The organism is Streptantibioticus cattleyicolor NRRL 8057 = DSM 46488, assembly GCF_000240165.1.
In the GTDB taxonomy this organism is placed as follows: domain Bacteria; phylum Actinomycetota; class Actinomycetes; order Streptomycetales; family Streptomycetaceae; genus Streptantibioticus; species Streptantibioticus cattleyicolor.
On record NC_017586.1, the window covers coordinates 6,124,816 to 6,140,831 of the forward strand.

Annotated in this window: 17 protein-coding genes; 8 read left to right on the plus strand and 9 right to left on the minus strand. The window is 74.2% G+C overall.

Features of this window, described 5'->3' with window-relative positions; genetic code table 11:
- The first annotated feature begins 10 nt into the window (after positions 1–10).
- From SCATT_RS26920 to SCATT_RS26930, 3 genes are all read left to right on the plus strand, one after another.
- Positions 11–946, plus strand: coding sequence for a 2OG-Fe(II) oxygenase family protein (locus SCATT_RS26920; RefSeq protein ID WP_014146388.1), 936 nt, complete (start codon positions 11–13; stop codon positions 944–946).
- Positions 947–960: 14 nt separating this feature from the next.
- Positions 961–2,514: an L-piperidine-6-carboxylate dehydrogenase gene (amaB, locus tag SCATT_RS26925; RefSeq protein ID WP_014628764.1), complete on the plus strand. Its 1,554-nt coding sequence runs from the start codon at positions 961–963 to the stop codon at positions 2,512–2,514.
- An 89-nt stretch (positions 2,515–2,603) separates the two neighbouring features.
- Complete coding sequence (locus tag SCATT_RS26930; protein ID WP_014146390.1) at positions 2,604–4,004, plus strand: MFS transporter; 1,401 nt, start codon at positions 2,604–2,606, stop codon at positions 4,002–4,004.
- A 145-nt stretch (positions 4,005–4,149) separates the two neighbouring features.
- Here SCATT_RS26930 and SCATT_RS26935 read toward each other — a convergent pair whose 3' ends face one another.
- Entirely contained in the window at positions 4,150–4,824 is a 675-nt protein-coding gene (locus tag SCATT_RS26935; RefSeq protein ID WP_014146391.1) for a hypothetical protein, read from the minus strand.
- Between the two features lie 241 nt (positions 4,825–5,065).
- Between SCATT_RS26935 and SCATT_RS26940 the strand changes: the two genes are divergently transcribed.
- The 3 genes from SCATT_RS26940 to SCATT_RS26950 all read left to right on the plus strand — a co-directional run bounded on the left by SCATT_RS26940 (position 5,066) and on the right by SCATT_RS26950 (position 8,767).
- Positions 5,066–6,325 (plus strand): D-alanyl-D-alanine carboxypeptidase family protein, encoded by a 1,260-nt coding sequence (locus SCATT_RS26940; protein ID WP_014146392.1) that lies wholly within the window; start codon positions 5,066–5,068, stop codon positions 6,323–6,325.
- Positions 6,326–6,518: 193 nt separating this feature from the next.
- A complete protein-coding gene (gene bla / locus SCATT_RS26945; RefSeq protein ID WP_014146393.1) occupies positions 6,519–7,451 on the plus strand; it encodes a class A beta-lactamase in 933 nt (310 codons plus the stop codon).
- Positions 7,452–7,615: 164 nt separating this feature from the next.
- Positions 7,616–8,767, plus strand: a complete 1,152-nt coding sequence (locus SCATT_RS26950) for a M20/M25/M40 family metallo-hydrolase (protein ID WP_014146394.1) — start codon at positions 7,616–7,618, stop codon at positions 8,765–8,767.
- Positions 8,768–8,793: 26 nt separating this feature from the next.
- Here the strand turns inward: SCATT_RS26950 and SCATT_RS26955 are convergent, their stop codons facing one another.
- Positions 8,794–9,591: an SAM-dependent methyltransferase gene (locus SCATT_RS26955; RefSeq protein WP_014146395.1), complete on the minus strand. Its 798-nt coding sequence runs from the start codon at positions 9,589–9,591 to the stop codon at positions 8,794–8,796.
- Between the two features lie 112 nt (positions 9,592–9,703).
- Entirely contained in the window at positions 9,704–10,129 is a 426-nt protein-coding gene (locus tag SCATT_RS26960; protein WP_014146396.1) for a MarR family winged helix-turn-helix transcriptional regulator, read from the minus strand.
- A 74-nt stretch (positions 10,130–10,203) separates the two neighbouring features.
- Here SCATT_RS26960 and SCATT_RS26965 point away from each other — a divergent pair, with 74 nt between their 5' ends.
- Complete coding sequence (locus SCATT_RS26965; protein WP_014146397.1) at positions 10,204–10,884, plus strand: MBL fold metallo-hydrolase; 681 nt, start codon at positions 10,204–10,206, stop codon at positions 10,882–10,884.
- On the opposite strand, the gene SCATT_RS26970 is transcribed toward SCATT_RS26965, so the two are convergent.
- Both SCATT_RS26970 and SCATT_RS26975 read right to left on the minus strand, forming a co-directional pair.
- Positions 10,847–11,539, minus strand: coding sequence for an NAD(P)-dependent oxidoreductase (locus SCATT_RS26970; protein WP_014628765.1), 693 nt, complete (start codon positions 11,537–11,539; stop codon positions 10,847–10,849). The two genes, SCATT_RS26965 and SCATT_RS26970, sit on opposite strands and share 38 nt — an antisense overlap.
- A complete protein-coding gene (locus SCATT_RS26975) occupies positions 11,536–12,510 on the minus strand; it encodes an EamA family transporter (RefSeq protein WP_014146399.1) in 975 nt (324 codons plus the stop codon). Before SCATT_RS26975 ends, SCATT_RS26970 begins: the two co-directional genes overlap by 4 nt.
- Before the next feature lie 78 nt (positions 12,511–12,588).
- On the opposite strand from SCATT_RS26975, the gene SCATT_RS26980 reads away from it, so the two are divergent.
- Positions 12,589–13,530, plus strand: a complete 942-nt coding sequence (locus SCATT_RS26980) for a LysR family transcriptional regulator (protein WP_014628766.1) — start codon at positions 12,589–12,591, stop codon at positions 13,528–13,530.
- Here the strand turns inward: SCATT_RS26980 and SCATT_RS26985 are convergent.
- The 4 genes from SCATT_RS26985 to SCATT_RS39765 form a co-directional block, all read right to left on the minus strand.
- The gene (locus SCATT_RS26985) at positions 13,491–14,369 is read right to left on the minus strand and encodes a universal stress protein (protein ID WP_014146401.1); all 879 of its coding nucleotides are present in this window, start codon (positions 14,367–14,369) and stop codon (positions 13,491–13,493) included. The two genes, SCATT_RS26980 and SCATT_RS26985, sit on opposite strands and share 40 nt — an antisense overlap.
- Positions 14,344–14,841 carry a universal stress protein gene (locus SCATT_RS26990; RefSeq protein ID WP_014146402.1) on the minus strand — a complete coding sequence of 166 codons (498 nt, stop codon included), beginning with the start codon at positions 14,839–14,841 and terminating at the stop codon, positions 14,344–14,346. Before SCATT_RS26990 ends, SCATT_RS26985 begins: the two co-directional genes overlap by 26 nt.
- Before the next feature lie 87 nt (positions 14,842–14,928).
- Positions 14,929–15,549, minus strand: coding sequence for a cation transporter (locus tag SCATT_RS26995; protein ID WP_014146403.1), 621 nt, complete (start codon positions 15,547–15,549; stop codon positions 14,929–14,931).
- A gap of 49 nt (positions 15,550–15,598) precedes the next feature.
- The gene (locus SCATT_RS39765; RefSeq protein ID WP_042507592.1) at positions 15,599–15,946 is read right to left on the minus strand and encodes a YwqG family protein; all 348 of its coding nucleotides are present in this window, start codon (positions 15,944–15,946) and stop codon (positions 15,599–15,601) included.
- Positions 15,947–16,016 lie beyond the last annotated feature (70 nt).

Genomic DNA, 16,016 nt, shown 5'->3' on the forward strand with positions numbered 1-16,016 from the left:
GTGAGCGCCGATGGACACCACCGTGCCGACGTTCAGCCTGAAGGACCTCCAACACGGCGCACGACAGGAGGAGTTCCGCACCGCCCTGAAGGACAAGGGCGTCTTCTACCTGACCGACTGCGGCCTGACCGACGCCGACCAGCAGGCCGCCAAGGACATCGCCGTCGACTTCTTCGAACACGGCACCGAGGCCCGGAAACGCGCCGTCACCAGCACCGTCCCCACCATCCGCCGCGGCTTCACCGGGCTGGAGTCGGAGAGCACCGCGCGCATCACCAACACCGGCAGCTACTCCGACTACTCGATGTGCTACTCGATGGGGCTTACCGGCAACCTCTTCCCCACCCCCGAGTTCGAAAGCGTGTGGACCGGCTACTTCCACCGCATGTACGACACGACCAAGGAAGTGGCCCGGCAGGTGCTGAAGACCACCGGGACCGAACCGGCGGGCGGCGTGGAGAACTTCGTCGACTGCGAACCACTGCTGCGGTTCCGCTACTTCCCGGAGGTCCCCGAAGACCGCAGCGCCGAGGAGGAACCGCTGCGGATGGCACCCCACTACGACCTGTCGACGGTGACCGTCATCCAGCAGACCCCGTGCCCCAACGGCTTCGTGAGCCTGCAGAGCGAGGTCGGCGGCGCCTTCGTGGACCTGCCGGCCAAGGCCGACGCCGTCCTCGTCTTCTGCGGGGCCGTGGCGACCCTGGTGACCGGCGGCCAGGTGAAGGCACCGAGGCACCACGTCGCCGCGCCCGGCCGGGACCGGATCGCCGGCAGCAGCCGCACGTCCAGCGTCTTCTTCCTGCGCCCCGACTCCGACTTCGCCTTCTCCGTCCCCCTCGCCAGGCGGTGCGGGTTCGACATCTCCCTCGACGGCGAGACCGCCACCTTCAAGGACTGGATCGAGGGCAACTACGTCAACATCCGCACCACGGCCCAGGCATGAGGGGAACAGCCGCCATGGCGACAGCAGCGGTCACCGGCACCGACGACATCCGCACCAGGGCGCAGACGGCCCTGGCCCGCTGCGGGGCCGACCTCGCCGGGTACAAGGGCGACGCGATCACCGCCCGCACCCCGATCACCGGCGCCGCCCTCTTCGGCCTGCGCGCCGACACCCCCCAGGACGTCGACCGCGCCGTGGAAGGCGCCCGCACGGCGTTCCGCACCTGGCGCACCACCCCGGCACCGCTGCGCGGCGCACTCGTCAAACACCTCGGCCACCTGCTCACCGAACACCAGCAGGACATCGCCGACCTGGTCACCATCGAGGCGGGCAAGATCCGCTCCGAAGCGCTCGGCGAGGTCCAGGAGATGATCGACATCTGCGACTTCGCCGTCGGCCTCTCCCGCCAGCTCTACGGCCGCACCATGCCCTCCGAACGCCCCGGCCACCGGCTGATGGAGACCTGGCACCCGCTGGGCGTGGTCGGCGTCATCACCGCCTTCAACTTCCCCGTCGCCGTCTGGGCGTGGAACACCGCGGTGGCCCTGGTCTGCGGTGACACCGTGGTGTGGAAGCCCTCCGAACTCACCCCGCTGACCGCCCTCGCCTGCTCCGCGCTGCTCGACCGCGCCATCGCCGCCACCGGCGCCCCGGCCGGCCTGGGCCAGGTCGTCCTCGGCGCGGCCGACACCGGCGAACGGCTCGTCGACTCCCACCACGTCCCGCTGGTCAGCGCCACCGGCTCGACCCGGATGGGCCGCGCCGTCGCCCCCCGGGTGGCCGCCCGGTTCGGCCGCGCCGTCCTCGAACTCGGCGGCAACAACGCCGCCGTCGTCACCTCCTCCGCCGACCTCGACCTCGCCGTGGACGCCGCCGTCTTCGCCGCCTCCGGCACGGCCGGCCAGCGCTGCACCACGCTGCGCCGGCTGATCGTCCACGAGGACCTCGCCGACCCCGTCGTCGACCGGCTCACCCACGCCTACCGGCAACTCCCCGTCGGCGACCCGTTCCAGGCCGGCACCCTGGTCGGACCGCTGGTGAACGAGGCCGCGTACACCAGGATGCGCGAGACCCTCGACCGCGCGACCGCCGACGGCGGCACCGTGCGCGCCGGCGGCGAACGCCGACTCGCCGAGGCCGCACCGGGCGCCTACTACGTCCGCCCCGCCATCGTCCGGATGCCCGCCCAGACCGCCGTCGTCCGCGAGGAGACCTTCGCACCCGTTCTCCACGTCCTCACTTACCGCGACTTCGACGAGGCGATCGCCCTCCACAACGACGTACCCCAGGGGCTCTCCGGCGGGATCTTCACCACCGACCAGAGCGAGGCGGAACGGTTCCTCGCCGCCGACGGCGCCGACTGCGGCATCGTCAACGTCAACATCGGCACCTCCGGCGCGGAGATCGGCGGAGCCTTCGGCGGCGAGAAGGAGACCGGAGGCGGACGCGAATCCGGCTCCGACGCCTGGCGTTCCTACATGCGCCGCGCCACCAACACCGTCAACTACTCGGGCCGGGTGGCCCTGGCCCAGGGCGTGGACTTCTCCCGCCCCGCCGACGACCGGTAACCGCCGGTGCGCACTCGCCACGGCACGCACCATCGTGCCACCGGCCGAAGACCGCGAAGACAACGAGGACCACGGGGGGATTTTCGGCCATGCCTGAGAGATCCGCCGCCACGACGGCGCTCGCGTTGGCGTGCACAGCCAACTTCCTGGTGCTCTTCGACGTATCGGTGATGACCGTCGCGCTGCCGTCGATCCAGGCGGATCTCGGGTTCACCCCGACCGGCCTGCAGTGGGTGGTCAGCGCCTACGCGCTCGCCTTCGCCGGGCTGCTGCTGCTCGGCGGCAGACTGGCCGACCTCTACGGGCACCGGCGGGTCTTCGTCGGCGGACTGGCCGTCTTCACGGCCGCCAGCCTGACCGGCGGGCTCGCCGGCACCCCGGCCACGCTGATCGCGGCCCGCGCGGCGCAGGGCACCGGCGCCGCCGTCCTCGCCCCGCTGGCCCTGACCATGGTGACCACCGGATTCCCCGAAGGGCCGCCGCGCACCAGGGCGTTGACGGTGTGGACCGCGGTGAGCCTGGTCGGCGGTGCCTGCGGCAACATGCTCGGCGGCGTGCTGACCCAGTACCTGTCCTGGCGCTCGGTGCTGCTGGTCAACGTGCCGGTCGGACTTCCGATACTGCTGTTCGCCCGGCGGGTCCTCGCCCGGCCCGCCGTCCCCCGCCGACGCGTCCGCCTCGACCTGCCCGGCGCCGTACTGGCCACGGCCGCCTCGACGCTGCTCACCCTCGGCGTCGCCGAAGCCGACAGCCACGCCTGGTCCGCCCCCGGCACGGCGCTGCCGCTGCTCGGCGGGGTCCTCGCCCTCGCCGCGTTCGTGGTGGTCGAGACGAGGTTCGCCGCGGCCCCGCTGATACCGCCACGGCTGTTCGGGCTGCCCGGGATCGGCTGGGGCAACCTGGCGATGCTGCTGGCCGGGGCGAGCCAGGTCCCGCTGTGGTACTTCCTGACGCTGACCATGCAGGACGTGCTCCACTACAGCGCCGCGCAGACGGGTCTGGGTTTCGTGCCGCACGCGGTGGTGATGCTGCTGGTCGGGCTGCGCCTGATCCCCTGGCTGATGCGACGGGTGCAGGCCCGGGTGCTCATAGCGGCCGGGGCGCTCATCGCCGCGCTGGGCTTCTGGTGGCAGAGCGCGGTCACCCCGGACAGCGACTACGTCACCGGCATCCTCGGCCCCGCCGTGGCCATATCGTTCGGCGGCGGCCTGGTCAGCACCCCGCTGACCACCACGGTCACCTCAGGTGTCCGCTCCGCCGACGCCGGCGCCGCCTCGGGGCTGATGAACACCACCCGCCAGTTCGGCGGCGCGTTCGGCCTCGCCATGGTGGTCACCCTCACCGCGTCCGACACCGGCGGCACGCCCGCCGCCCTGGCCGCCGGATACCGCGCCGCGTTCCAGGCCATCGCGATGATCCTGGTGCTCCTCGCCGTGCTGACACCGGTGCTGCCAACCCTGCGGGACAGCCGGTACGTTCCGCGGAGTTGAGCCGACGGGGGCGTACGGGCCGGGGCGAGCGCCCAACATCATCATGTGGCCGACGTGCGTCCCCCGCCGGCCCGCCCGTGAGTACCCTGGGCGGGCCGGACCGCCGGGGACGACCGTCCGTCCCGCGCAGGCATCACCCCTGTCTTCAGGTCACCTGACGCAGCCGGTCCGAGCGCGCACCACAGTCGCCGTGCACGAAGGAGACCTCGATGGCGGGCCGATCCCCCGACACGCCCGACAGCAACGACCCGCCCCCGGCGGCCACGTCCGGCGCCGGATTACCCCCGTCGCCGCCCCGCGAGAAGACGCCCGAGGGGGCGGACGGGGCCCAGAGCGCTCCGTCGGAGGGAAAGGCGCCGGAGGCGCCGGAGCCGTCGGATTCGGCCGAGGCGCCTGAGCCCGCCGAGGCTGCGCCCACCGAGCCGTCCGGGCCCGCCGGGTCGAAGTCGTCGGAGTCCACCGAGTCCGTCGAGCCGCCTGAGCCCGCCGAGGCTGCGCCCACCGAGCCGTCCGGGCCCGCCGGGTCGAAGTCGTCGGAATCCACCGAGTCCGTCGAACCTCCGGCCCCCACGGAGCCGGTCAAGCCGACCGAGTCCGCCAGGTCGACGGAGTCCTCCGAGCCTGCTGGGCCGAAGCCGTCGGAGTCGGCCGAAGCGCCTGAGTCCGCCGGGCCGAATTCGTCGGTCGAGTCCGTCGAGGTGCCTGAGCCTGCCGGGCCGAAGGCCCCGGAACCCACCGAGCCCACCCAGCCGACGCCGTCCGAGTCGGCCGAGCCTACTGAGCCCGCCGAACCGACGAAACCCACCGAAGCGACGTCCACCGAGCCTCCGGCACCCCCCGCGCCGTCCGAACCCCCCGCCCCCGAACCAGAACCCCCGACCGAACCGGCACGGCCGGGGCCGCGGAACGCCGCACGGTCGGCGGGAGAGGGCGCCGACGCTCCGGCGGAGAAGGCCGCCGAGCCGCCAACTTCCCAGGCCGTCACGCCCGTTGCCGTCCAGACCACACCCGACACAACACGGTCACCCATCGCGCTGCTCGCCGAACTCACCGGTGAGGCCGTGCCGGTCAGGGCGCGGATCCGGGCCCTCGCGCCCCGGGTGTGGGGCGCGGTGGTGGCGTTCGTCGCGTTGGTGTTGCTGATCGTGCAGATGGTCCGGCCGCTTCCGGAGCCGGTTGTGGGCCTGGACCGGGCGGTGTCGTCGTTCACGGTGCCGGGCGGCGGGTTCGCCGTGCCGTGGCCGGCGGAGGGGCAGGGCGCCGTCGCGGTCGTGGGCTCGGGGGTGGTCGGGACGTTCGGGACGCAGCGGCCCGTTCCGACGGCGAGCATCGCCAAGATCATGACGGCGTACGTGATCCTCCGCGACCACCCGTTGGGCAGGGACGAGCAGGGGCCGCGGATCCCGGTCGACGCCCAGGCCGTGGCGGACGGGAAGGCCGAGGACGAGTCACGCGTCGAGGGCCTGCGGGAGGGCGAGACCTTCAGCGAGCAGGACATGCTGCGGATGCTGATGATCCCGTCGGGCAACAACATCGCCCGGCTGCTGGCCCGTTGGGACACCCATTCCTCGGACGTGACGGTGTTCGCCGCTCGGATGAACCAGGCGGCGAAGGACCTCGGCATGCGGAACACCACGTACACCGACCCCAGCGGCCTGGACCGGGGGACCGTCAGTACCGCCGTCGACCAGCTCGTCCTGGCCGAGCAGGTGATGAGGTACGACGCCTTCCGTGTCGTCGTCGCCCAGCCCGACGCCGACATCCCCGGCCTCGGACGCATCTACAACAACAACAGCCCGCTGCTGATGGCCGGGCTGAGCGTACGCGGCATCAAGACCGGCTCCAACACACCGGCCGGCGGGACGCTGTCGTGGGCCGCGTACAAGACCGTGGACGGCGCGGACCGGCTGATCCTCGGCGCGATGCTGGGCCAGCACGTCACCGGACCGGACCCCAACGGTGCCAACAGCCTGGCGTTGGTGCTGAACAACAGCAAGAAGGTCATCGCCGCGGTGCGGGACGCCCTCACCTCGGCCGTCGCGGTGCGCAAGGGGCAGGTCGTCGGCCATGTCGACGACGGCCTCGGTCACCGCGCACCGGTCGTGGCCACCGCTGACCTCACCGTGGTCGGCGTCCCCGGCCAAAAGCTGACCGTCACCCCTCGCGGGGTCCGCGGCCACGTGCCCCGCACCGCGAAGGCGGGCACCGTGCTCGGCGAACTGACCACGGGCACCGGAGCCACCGCGCGGCGGGTACCGATCGCCCTCGCGGCCGACCTCGTCGGGCCGTCCTTCTGGACGAGGCTGACCCGGTTCGGATGAGCGGCGAAGCCGACCGGGCGCGGGCGAACAAACGGCCGGGCTTGTCCTCCGATCGCTGCGAGTGTTCCGTTTGATGACGGTGTGCGCCGTATTGTTCCGTCAGGTGGTGTAGGAAGGGGACGCGTCCGTCCGACGAGTCCCCGCCCCTTCTCCACCGGCCGCGCCCCGGGCAAGTGAAAGCAGGTACCACCGAATGTCGTTCGAGCAGTCCGGCCCGTCCCGTCGCGCCCTGGTGACGCTGGGGGCCCTGCTGCCCCTGGCCGGATGCGGCACCACCGACCGCTCGGTCACCGTGTCGTCCACCGTGCCGAGCCGCCGCCCGTCGCCGCGCCCGTCCCACCGTACCGATCCGGCGAAGTTCGCCGCGCTGGAGCGCAAGTACGCCGCCCGGCTCGGCGTGTACGCGGTGGCGACCGGCACCGGGACCACGGTGACCTACCGCGCGGACGAGCGCTTCGCGTTCTGCTCCACGTTCAAGACGCTCGCCGCGGCGGCCGTTCTGCACCGCAACCCCCTCAGCTACCTGGACAAGCGCGTCACCATCCACGCCGCCGACGTCAACTCCATCTCGCCGGTCACCGAGGACCGCGTCGACACCGGGATGACCATCCGGCAGCTGTGCGACGCCGCCATCCGCTACAGCGACGGCACCGCGGGCAACCTGCTGATGCGGGACATCGGCGGCCCGGCGGGGCTCACCGCCTACCTGCGCGGTCTCGGAGACACCGTCAGCCGCATGGACCACTACGAGCCCGAGCTGAACCGGAACCCGCCCCGCGACCCGCGTGACACCACCACCCCCGAAGCGCTGGCCGGCGACTACCGCGCGCTCGTACTCGGCAACGCCCTGCCCGCGGAGAAACGCGCCCTGCTCAAGGGGTGGCTCCAGCACAACACCACCGGCGCCGAACGCATCCGCGCCGCGCTCCCCGCCGGATGGACCGTCGCCGACAAGACCGGCACCGGCGACTACGGCCGGGCCAACGACGTCGCCATCGCCTGGCCCCCGCACACCGCACCAGTCGTCGTCGCCGTCATGACCGAACGCTCCGGATACCACACCCCGGCCGAGGACCCCCTGCTCGCCGACGCCACCCGCCAGATCCTCGCCGACCTCACCCACTGACGTGCACTCCACGATCACAACTCCGGCGGACGCCCCCACGAACCGGTGAGGAACCCCTCGGCGGGCGGCCGTCGTTCGCGGCGCGCGGTCTCCCGGGAAGGCGACGGTTCCGGCACCGGCGGCACCGCGACCGGCCACGGACGGCCTGGTGGAAGATGTGCGCCATGGATATCAGCGGGAAGCCCACAGCCGTCGGCCGACTCCAGGCGCTGCGCGCGAGGACGGACGCGATGGTGGCCGATCTGGCGGCGCTGGTGGGGGTGGAGACGCCGTCGGAGGACCTGGACGCCTGCGCGGCGGGGGCGGAGGCGGTCGCCGCGCTCGCGTACGAGGTGTTCGGTGAGGCCGGTGAGGTGGTCGAGGTCGAGGGCCGCCGCCATCTGCGGTGGCGGTGGCCCCAGGCGCCGGGCCGGCCCCGGATAGCCCTGGTCGGCCATTACGACACCGTGTGGCCGCTGGGCACGCTGGCGCGGTGGCCGTTCACCGTGGACGAGGCGACCGGACGGGCCAGTGGCCCAGGCTGTTTCGACATGAAGGCCGGCATCGTCCAGCTCTTCCACGCCGTCGCGGCGCTCGACGACCGCGGCGGCCTGGAGATCCTGCTCACCTGCGACGAGGAGGTGGGCTCGCGGACCAGCCGGGCCCTGGTCGAGGAGGCCGCGCGGGGGGCGCGGGCCGCGTTGGTCCTGGAGGCGTCGGCCGACGGCGCGGTGAAGGTCGGCCGCAAGGGCACCGGCATGTACCGGCTCGACGTGGACGGCCGGGCGGCCCACGCCGGACTGGAGCCGGAGCGGGGCGCCAACGCGCTGACCGCGCTGGCCCGGGTGCTCACCGCGCTGGAGGCGGTCGCCGCCCCGGAACGCGGCACCACCGTCACGGCGACCCTGGCCGGGGCGGGCACGGCGAGCAACGTGGTGCCCGCCCACGCCTGGGCCGAACTCGACGTACGCGTGGCCGAACCACGGGAGGCGACGCGGGTGGACCGGGAACTGCGGGCCCTGACCACCGGAGTCGAGGGCACCCGCCTGCGGATCTCCGGCGGCCCCAGGCGGCCCCCCATGCCCGCCGGGGCCGGCGCGGCGCTGCACGCCCGACTGGCCGTGCTGGCGGCCGAGTTGGGGCTCGGCCCGATCGCCGGGGTCAGCGTCGGCGGCGGCTCCGACGGCAACTTCACCGCCGCCGTCGGCTGCCCGACCCTCGACGGCCTCGGAGCCGTCGGTAACGGCGCGCACGCCGAGGGGGAGTGGGTGAGCGTGGCGGCGATGCCCGAGCGGGCCGCCCTGCTCGCCCAGCTCGTCGACGACCTGCGCGGCTGACGACGCGGAGCCCCGGCGCGGCCGGCTCAGCGGGCTTTGCGGGCCACGCCGCCGTAGAAGCCGATCTCCCCGGGCTTCGTGGCCGGCGGGGCGTCCGGGCGCCAGAACGGGACCTGGGCGAGACCGGGATCCACCAGCTCGAAGCCGTCGAAGAACCGCTCCACCGCGCCGTGCGACCGCAGGTTCAAGGTGGCGGTGGCGTTGGTGTAGACGGCCTGGGCCCCGCTGCGGTCGGCGAAGTCACCGGTGGCGTGCGACAGCACCAGGAAGCTCCCGGCCGGCAGCGCGTCGCGCAGGGTGGCGACGATCTGCTCGGGCTTCTCGGCGTCGGTGAGGAAGTGCAGGACGGCGACGAGGAGGAGGGCGACCGGCTGGTCGAAGTCGATGACCCGGCGCACCTCGGGGTTGTCGACGACGGCCTGCGGGTCGCGCAGGTCGCCGAGGACGACGCCGGTCGCCCCGGCGCCGGTGAGCAGCGCGTTGGCGTGCACGTTCACGATCGGGTCGTTGTCGACGTAGGCGACGCGGACGTCCGGCGCGACCTGCCGGGCGATCTCGTGGACGTTGGGCGAGGTGGGCAGTCCGGTGCCGATGTCGAGGATCTGGCGGACGCCGCCGCCGACGACGTACCGGACGGCCCGCCGCATGAAGTCACGGTTGGCCTGCACGCCGATCCGCACCTCGGGGGCCGCGGCGGCGAGCCGGTCGCCGGCCGCGCGGTCCACCTCGTAGTTGTCCTTGCCGCCCAGCAAGTAGTCGTAGATCCGCGCGGGGTGCGGCCGGCCGGTGTCGATCTCCTCGGCGCGGAAGCCGTTCTGTCTCAACGCTGTGCTCCTCTCGGCGACCGCCCGCGGCGTCGGTGCCCGCGGCCGGCTGCCGACAGCATTCCACACCAATTCCCGTGTACCTACCCGTAGTTGCCGCCGGTTCCGGCTCTCACCTGCCGGTCAGCCGTGCGATCAGGCGGGAGAGCAGGCCGACGCAGTCGCCCAGCCGCTGCCGTTCCTCGGGGCTGAAGGTGTCGCGGATGGCGGCGTCGAGGGCGCCGGCGCGCTGGGCGCGTTCGCGGCGCAGGCGGGCGCGGCCGGCGTCGGTGATGTGGAGCAGGAGTTTGCGGCCGTCGGCGGGGTGGGGTTCGGCGCGGACCAGGCCGGCGCCGACGAGTTCCTTGACGGACTTGGCGGCCGACTGGTGGGTCACGCCGCGGCGGTGGGCGAGGTCGGCCGTGGTCAGCGGGCCGCCGCGGTCGAGGAAGCCGAGGACGGCCGCCTCCCCGGGGGGCATGGTGTCCACCACACGTACCGCCCGGACCAGTTCCCCGACCGTCTGCCGCAGCCGCTCGGCCAGCGCGTCGTCGTCCATGGACCCATCCTACCCGGATTCATGGAATGAAGTTGTACAGTTTGGTTGTACAGTTTCAGCGGAAGGACCCCGCCATGCACCTCACCAAGTTCGGCCACGCCTGCGTCCGCGTCGAGAAGGACGGCCGCCGCCTGGTCATCGACCCGGGCGGTCTGACCGAGCCGGCGGCGCTCGACGGCGCCGACGCGGTCCTGGTCACGCACGAGCACTTCGACCACTTCTCGGAGGAGACGCTGCGCCGGGCGGCCGAACGCGACCGGGGCCTGCGGATCTGGGCCAACCCCGCCGTCGCCGCGCGGCTGGACGGCCTCGGCACCCGGGTCACCGCCGTCGGAGAGGGCGAGGCGTTCACCGCGGCCGGCTTCGAGGTGACCGTCCACGGCACCTGGCACGCGGTCATCCACCCCGACATCCCGCGGGTGGCCAACGTCGGCTTCCTCATCGACGGCGCCCTCTTCCACCCCGGCGACGCCCTCACCGTCCCCGACGCCGCCGTCGACACGCTGCTGCTGCCGGCGCACGCCCCGTGGTCCACCGTCGGCCACCTGATCGACTACCTCCGCGAGGTCGCCCCCCGGGACGCCTACGCCATTCACGACGGCGCCCTCAACGACACCGGCACCGCGATGGTCGGCGGCCTGCTGGGCGACAACGGCCCCGGCACGCCGGCGCGTTACCACCGCCTCGCCCCGGGCGCCACCGTCCGCGTCGACCGCCTCAGCGCGACGGACGCCGGTCGTCGTGGGCGACGGTGATGTGGCGTTCCACGCCGGGGGACCGGAGTTCGTCGAGCACGGCGACGGCCAGGTCCTCGGCGCTGATCCACGAACGGCCGTCGGCGTCGGTGAGCAACGTGCCGGTGCCGCGCCGGTAGCGTCCGGTGCGCCGGCCGGGCTCCAGCAGGGCCGGCGGGCTCAGGTAGACCCAGTCGTCCCCGGGACGCTCCCGGCAGGCACGCAACTGGGCGACCCCGGCCGCGGCGACGGCCCGGAACTCGGCGGGCACGTAGGCCGGATCGTCGGCGACCAGCAGGGCCGGGTCCCCGGGGCTGCGCAACGCCCCGGCGCCGCCGACCACGAGGACGCGGGCCCCGGTCCGCGCCGCGGCGTCCAGCACCGTACGGGTGGCACCGACCAGGAAGTCCTCGTCGGCCGGGTCGGTCCGCACTGTCAGCACGACGGCGTCCACGGCGCCGTGCGAGGCGGAGCCGGCCAGCGCCTGCCGTACGGCGCCGGCGTCGGTGACGTCGACCGCGACCGGCGTCACGCCCGGGTCGTCGCTCGCCGGCTTCCGGGCCAGCGCCAGCACCCGGTGCCCACGGGACCGGGCCTCGCCGGTCACGCGGCTGCCGACCATGCCGGTGGCGCCCAGCACGGCGATCGTCCTCGCTGACGTTCCCACTGTGGTCATCGCATCCGTCCTTCTTCGATCAGGTCCTTGCGGATGGTGTCCGCGGCCGTCCCGCCGCGCGTGCGGCGGCCGGACAGGCGCGGCGGGTCGAGCTGCGCTCCGAGCAGAGCGGCCAGGGCGAGGAGGAAGCCGGAGGTCTGCAACGCGTTCAGCGCCTCGCCCGACGCCGTGCCGATGACCGTGGCGACCAGCGGGGAGAGCAGCACCAGCGGCGCGGTGGCGCCCACCGGCAGCTTCCCGATCCCACGGAACCACAGCGTGTACGCGATCAGCCCGCCCATGCTGCCGAGCCACAGGTAACCGCCGACCGCCCCGGCGCCGATGTGCGGCGGCACCCCCTCGAACGCCAGGGTCAGCGGCAGCAACAGCAGCCCGCCGACGGTCAGTTGCCACCCCGCCAGGGCCAGCGGGCCGACCCCCGCCGGGCGCCCCCACCGCTTGGTGAGGACCACCCCGCCGGCCATGGCGGCCGTGTGACCGAGGCCGGCGAGCACCCCGACCGGGTCCAGCCGGGCCCGCGGACCGAGCACGACCAGCCCCACCCCGAGCACCCCGAGCACCCCCCACGCAAGCCGCCAGGCGGTCGGGCGGTCGCCGAGCAGCGCGACGGCCAACCCCGCGACCAGCAGCGGCTGCGCCGCGCCGAGGGTGGCCGCGACCCCGCCGGGGAGCCGTTCGGCCGCCACGAACAGCAACGGCATCCCGCCGATGTTGAGCACCCCCAGGACGGCGGCCTTCCACCACCACTGCCCGCGCGGCAGCACCCGGGTGATCGCCAACGCGAGCAACCCGGCGGGCAGGGCGCGCATCAGCCCGGCGAACAGCGGATGCCCGGGCGGCAGCAGCCTCGTCGTCACCACATAGGTGGTGCCCCAGGAGGCGGGGGCGAGCGCGGTCAGTGCGACGGCCGCCGCCCGCCGCGCGGACGGGACGCGCGGCGGGCCGGGTGACCGTGGGATCGAGGAACGCATGAGGTGAACTCTCGCCACCAGGCCCCATGACTCCAATACATGGTTGTGATCGCAGCCATGAACGGAAACGATGGCCGGATGGACCTCCAGCAGATGCGGTACGTCGTCGCCGTCGCCGAGACCCGCAACTTCACCCGGGCCGCCGAGCGGTGCTCGGTGGTGCAGTCGTCACTCAGCCACCGGATAGCCGGCCTGGAACGGGAACTCGGGGTCAAGCTGTTCGCCCGCTCCAGCCGCCGCGTCGAACTGACCAGCGCGGGAGCGGCGTTCGTGGCCGGGGCGCGTGAGTGCCTGGCCGCCGCCGACCGCGCCGCGGCCGACGCCGCCGCGGCGACCGGCGTGGTCCGCGGCCGGCTCGCCGTCGGCGTGATCGTGACGACGGCCGCCGTCGACATCCCCGAACTGCTCCAGCGGTACCGCGCCAAGCACCCGCGGGTCCGCGTCGCCCTGCGGTCCGGGCGCAGCGACGACCTGGTCGCGGCGATCCGCGACGGCGACCTGGACATCGCCTTCCTCGGCCTGCCGCGCGGCGACCGCCCCCTCGGCGTCGAGAGCGTCGTGCTCGACGAGCACGAACACGTCCTGGTGGTGCCCTCCGGCCACCGGCTCGCGGGGGCGCCCCGGGTCACGCTGCGGGAGATCGCCGACGAGACGTTCGTGGACTTCGTGGCCGGGACGCCCGCCCGCGCCCAGTCCGACCAGGCGTTCGCCGCCGCGGGCCTGGTCCGCCACGTCGCCTACGAGGCCGGGGTCGTCGAGCTGATCACGGGGCTGATCACGCGCGGGCTCGGGGTGGCGCTGCTTCCCTCGGCGTTCATCCGCCCGCTGGTCGCCGACGCCCCCGGGCTGGCGCTGGTCCCGGTGGCCGACGGGCCGGGTCGCGTCGAACACCTCGCGTGGAGCCGCTTCAACCCCAGCCCCGCGACCCGGGTGATGCTCGACGTCCTCGGGGTCCGGCCACCGTCGGCCACGCGCGCCGCTCAACGGTCGGGTACGACCGCGACCGGACACCGCGCGTGATGCAGCACCGCGTGGGCGACCGGTCCGAGGCGCAGCCCGGTCGGGGTGCGCGGGCGGTGCGCCGCGACCACCAGCAGGTCGGCCCGCGCGGAGGCGTCCACCAGCGCGGCGGCGGCCCCGCCGTCGACCACCTCGCGCTCGACACGCAGCCCGGGAACGCGCGCCGTCACCTCGGCCGCCGTGAGCGACTGGAGCAGCGACCGGACGTGCTCGTGCCGCAGCTCACGCACCGTGTCCACGCGCGGCACCAGGTGGCCGACCTCGCTCACCGGCTCCCAGGCGTGCAGCGCGAGCAACCCCGCCCGCCACCGGGCCGCGGTCTCGGCGGCGAACAGGACGGCTTCGGCGTCGCGGACGTCCTGGACCCCGGCGACGACACGGCGGGCCGGTTCCCGGACGGCACGGCCGCGTACCACCACCAGCGGGCAGGTGACGTGGGAGGCGACCCGCAGACCGACCGAGCCCAGCAGCAGCGTGCTGAAGCCGCCGCGCCCACGGGTGCCGAGCACCAGCAGTTCGGCGCCCTCGGCCGCCGCCAGCAGGGGTCCCTCCGGGTCGTCCGTGGTCAGCGTGGTCTCCACGCACAGCCCGGGGTGGCCGGCGGCGACGCGGTGGCGTGCGTCGTCCAGCAGGGCGCGGGCCGCCCGTACGGTGTGCCGGTACCCGTTGTTGCGGGGCGCCGGGCGCGGGGGCTCCGGGCCGGTCCCGGTGGCGTGCAGCACCCGCAGCCGGCATCCACGGCGCCGGGCCTCCGACGCGGCCCAGTCCGCGGCCCGCTCGGAGTCCGCCGAGCCGTCGACGCCGACGACCACCTCACGGGCCGGGCCGGTGGCGTCCATCGCCGTGTCCTTCCGTGGTCCCTCCGGATGCCGGGTCACCCCGCACGACGGCGACGGGGCAGGGCGCGTGATGGGTGCAGTGCAGACCGACCGAGCCGATCAGCGCGCCGGCGAAACCGTGGCCCCGGTGGCCGACCACCAGCAGCTCGGCACCGCGCGCGGCCTCCAGCAGGACGGCGGCCGGGTTCCCCTCGGCGACCCGGGAACGCACCCGGGACGCACGGGCCGCGTCCACCGTCTCCGCCAGCGCCCTCGCCAGGACCCCGCCGGCCGCCTCGCGGTAGGCGTCCAGGGTCCCGGCGGGCGGCACCAGGCCGTACCACGCGTCCGGCGGCTGCCACGCCAGGACCGCCTCGACCACCGCACCGGTCAGCTCCGCCTGCCTCAACGCCCAGGTCAGCGCCGCTCTGGAGGACGCGGAACCGTCGACCCCGACGACGATCCGGGGCTCGTTGCCGGCCTGCTCGCCCATGCCCACCTCCCGCGCGCCGCGTTTCCTCCCTCCACCTTCCCCGGGCCGCCGGCGTACGGCCACCGGAGCCCGGCCGGCGCCGTGGCGTCAGCGCGCCGGGGCCGCCCGGTCGCGGCCGGCGGCGAGGACGTCCCGCACCTCGCGCACCGCATAGCAGACCAGCACGTAACCGGCGGCCGGATCGGCCCACCACCAGCCGACCACGCCGTTGAGCACGAGACCGAGCAGCACGGCGAGGGCGAGCAGACCGTCGACCAGGGTGACCCGGCCCTCCGTCCTGAGCACCGGATCGTCCAGCGCCGCCCCGACGCGGGCCTTGCCCCACGCCAGGGCGAACATCACCACGGCGGTGGCGGCCGTCCAGCCGGTGCCCAGCGCCGAGGGACGCGGACGGAAACCGACGGCCAGCACGAACGTGGACTGCGCCAGCAGATACAGCGCCAGCAGCCCGAACCCGGCGCCGAGCAACCGCAGCGCCCCGCGCCGGCGCTCCTCCCCGCCGCCGGACAGCTCCCGGATCACCACGACCGAGGCGCCGATCTCGATCAGCGAGTCCATCCCGAACCCGGCCAGCGCCACCGACCTCGCCGCGACCGCCGCGACGGCGAGCACCACGAGGCCGGCCACGTTCCAGGCCAGCGTCGCGTACTCCAGGGCGAAGCCCCGGCGCAGCAGCACGGGGCGGGCGGCGGCGTCCACGCGGGTCATCACAGCAGTCTCCCGCAGGCGGCGGTCGGCCCGGCACCAACCGGACGGCTCACGCGGGCGGCACCAGCTCCAGGCGCACCTTCGCCTTCTCGAACCTTCCCTCGGCAAGGTCCTCGGGGCGCATCAGCCAGAAGACGGTGTTCTCGATCGGCTCCCGCGAGATGGGGGAGACCCGGGCCTGGGCCAGCAGGCGCCACGGTTGGTCGTCGCCGCCCGGATACGGGGGCAGGCACGGGTCGTCGTAGGCGGGGCAGGCGTAGCCGCCGAGGGTGAGTTCACCGGCGCCGGAGGTGTCGGACCACAGGCCGTCCTCGTACTCCTCCCACACCAGGCGGCGTTCCTCGTGGGATTCGATGACGTCGTGGCCGGGGACGGGCATGTTCCAGTCGACGTGCATGTGGAGGGGAACGGTTCGCGGACGAACTCGGCGTGTTTTCCGGCGGGTCGGCGTTCGGCGGTCACCGTTC

Coding starts and splice junctions, on each gene's coding strand:
- SCATT_RS26920 (WP_014146388.1), top strand. CDS start 11: ATGGACACCACCGTGCCGACGTTCAGCCTGAAGGACCTCCAACACGGC.
- amaB (WP_014628764.1), top strand. CDS start 961: ATGGCGACAGCAGCGGTCACCGGCACCGACGACATCCGCACCAGGGCG.
- SCATT_RS26930 (WP_014146390.1), top strand. CDS start 2,604: ATGCCTGAGAGATCCGCCGCCACGACGGCGCTCGCGTTGGCGTGCACA.
- bla (WP_014146393.1), top strand. CDS start 6,519: ATGTCGTTCGAGCAGTCCGGCCCGTCCCGTCGCGCCCTGGTGACGCTG.
- SCATT_RS26950 (WP_014146394.1), top strand. CDS start 7,616: ATGGATATCAGCGGGAAGCCCACAGCCGTCGGCCGACTCCAGGCGCTG.
- SCATT_RS26960 (WP_014146396.1), bottom strand. CDS start 10,129: ATGGACGACGACGCGCTGGCCGAGCGGCTGCGGCAGACGGTCGGGGAA.
- SCATT_RS26965 (WP_014146397.1), top strand. CDS start 10,204: ATGCACCTCACCAAGTTCGGCCACGCCTGCGTCCGCGTCGAGAAGGAC.
- SCATT_RS26970 (WP_014628765.1), bottom strand. CDS start 11,539: ATGACCACAGTGGGAACGTCAGCGAGGACGATCGCCGTGCTGGGCGCC.
- SCATT_RS26975 (WP_014146399.1), bottom strand. CDS start 12,510: ATGCGTTCCTCGATCCCACGGTCACCCGGCCCGCCGCGCGTCCCGTCC.
- SCATT_RS26980 (WP_014628766.1), top strand. CDS start 12,589: ATGGACCTCCAGCAGATGCGGTACGTCGTCGCCGTCGCCGAGACCCGC.
- SCATT_RS26985 (WP_014146401.1), bottom strand. CDS start 14,369: ATGGACGCCACCGGCCCGGCCCGTGAGGTGGTCGTCGGCGTCGACGGC.
- SCATT_RS26990 (WP_014146402.1), bottom strand. CDS start 14,841: ATGGGCGAGCAGGCCGGCAACGAGCCCCGGATCGTCGTCGGGGTCGAC.
- SCATT_RS26995 (WP_014146403.1), bottom strand. CDS start 15,549: ATGACCCGCGTGGACGCCGCCGCCCGCCCCGTGCTGCTGCGCCGGGGC.
- SCATT_RS39765 (WP_042507592.1), bottom strand. CDS start 15,946: ATGCACGTCGACTGGAACATGCCCGTCCCCGGCCACGACGTCATCGAA.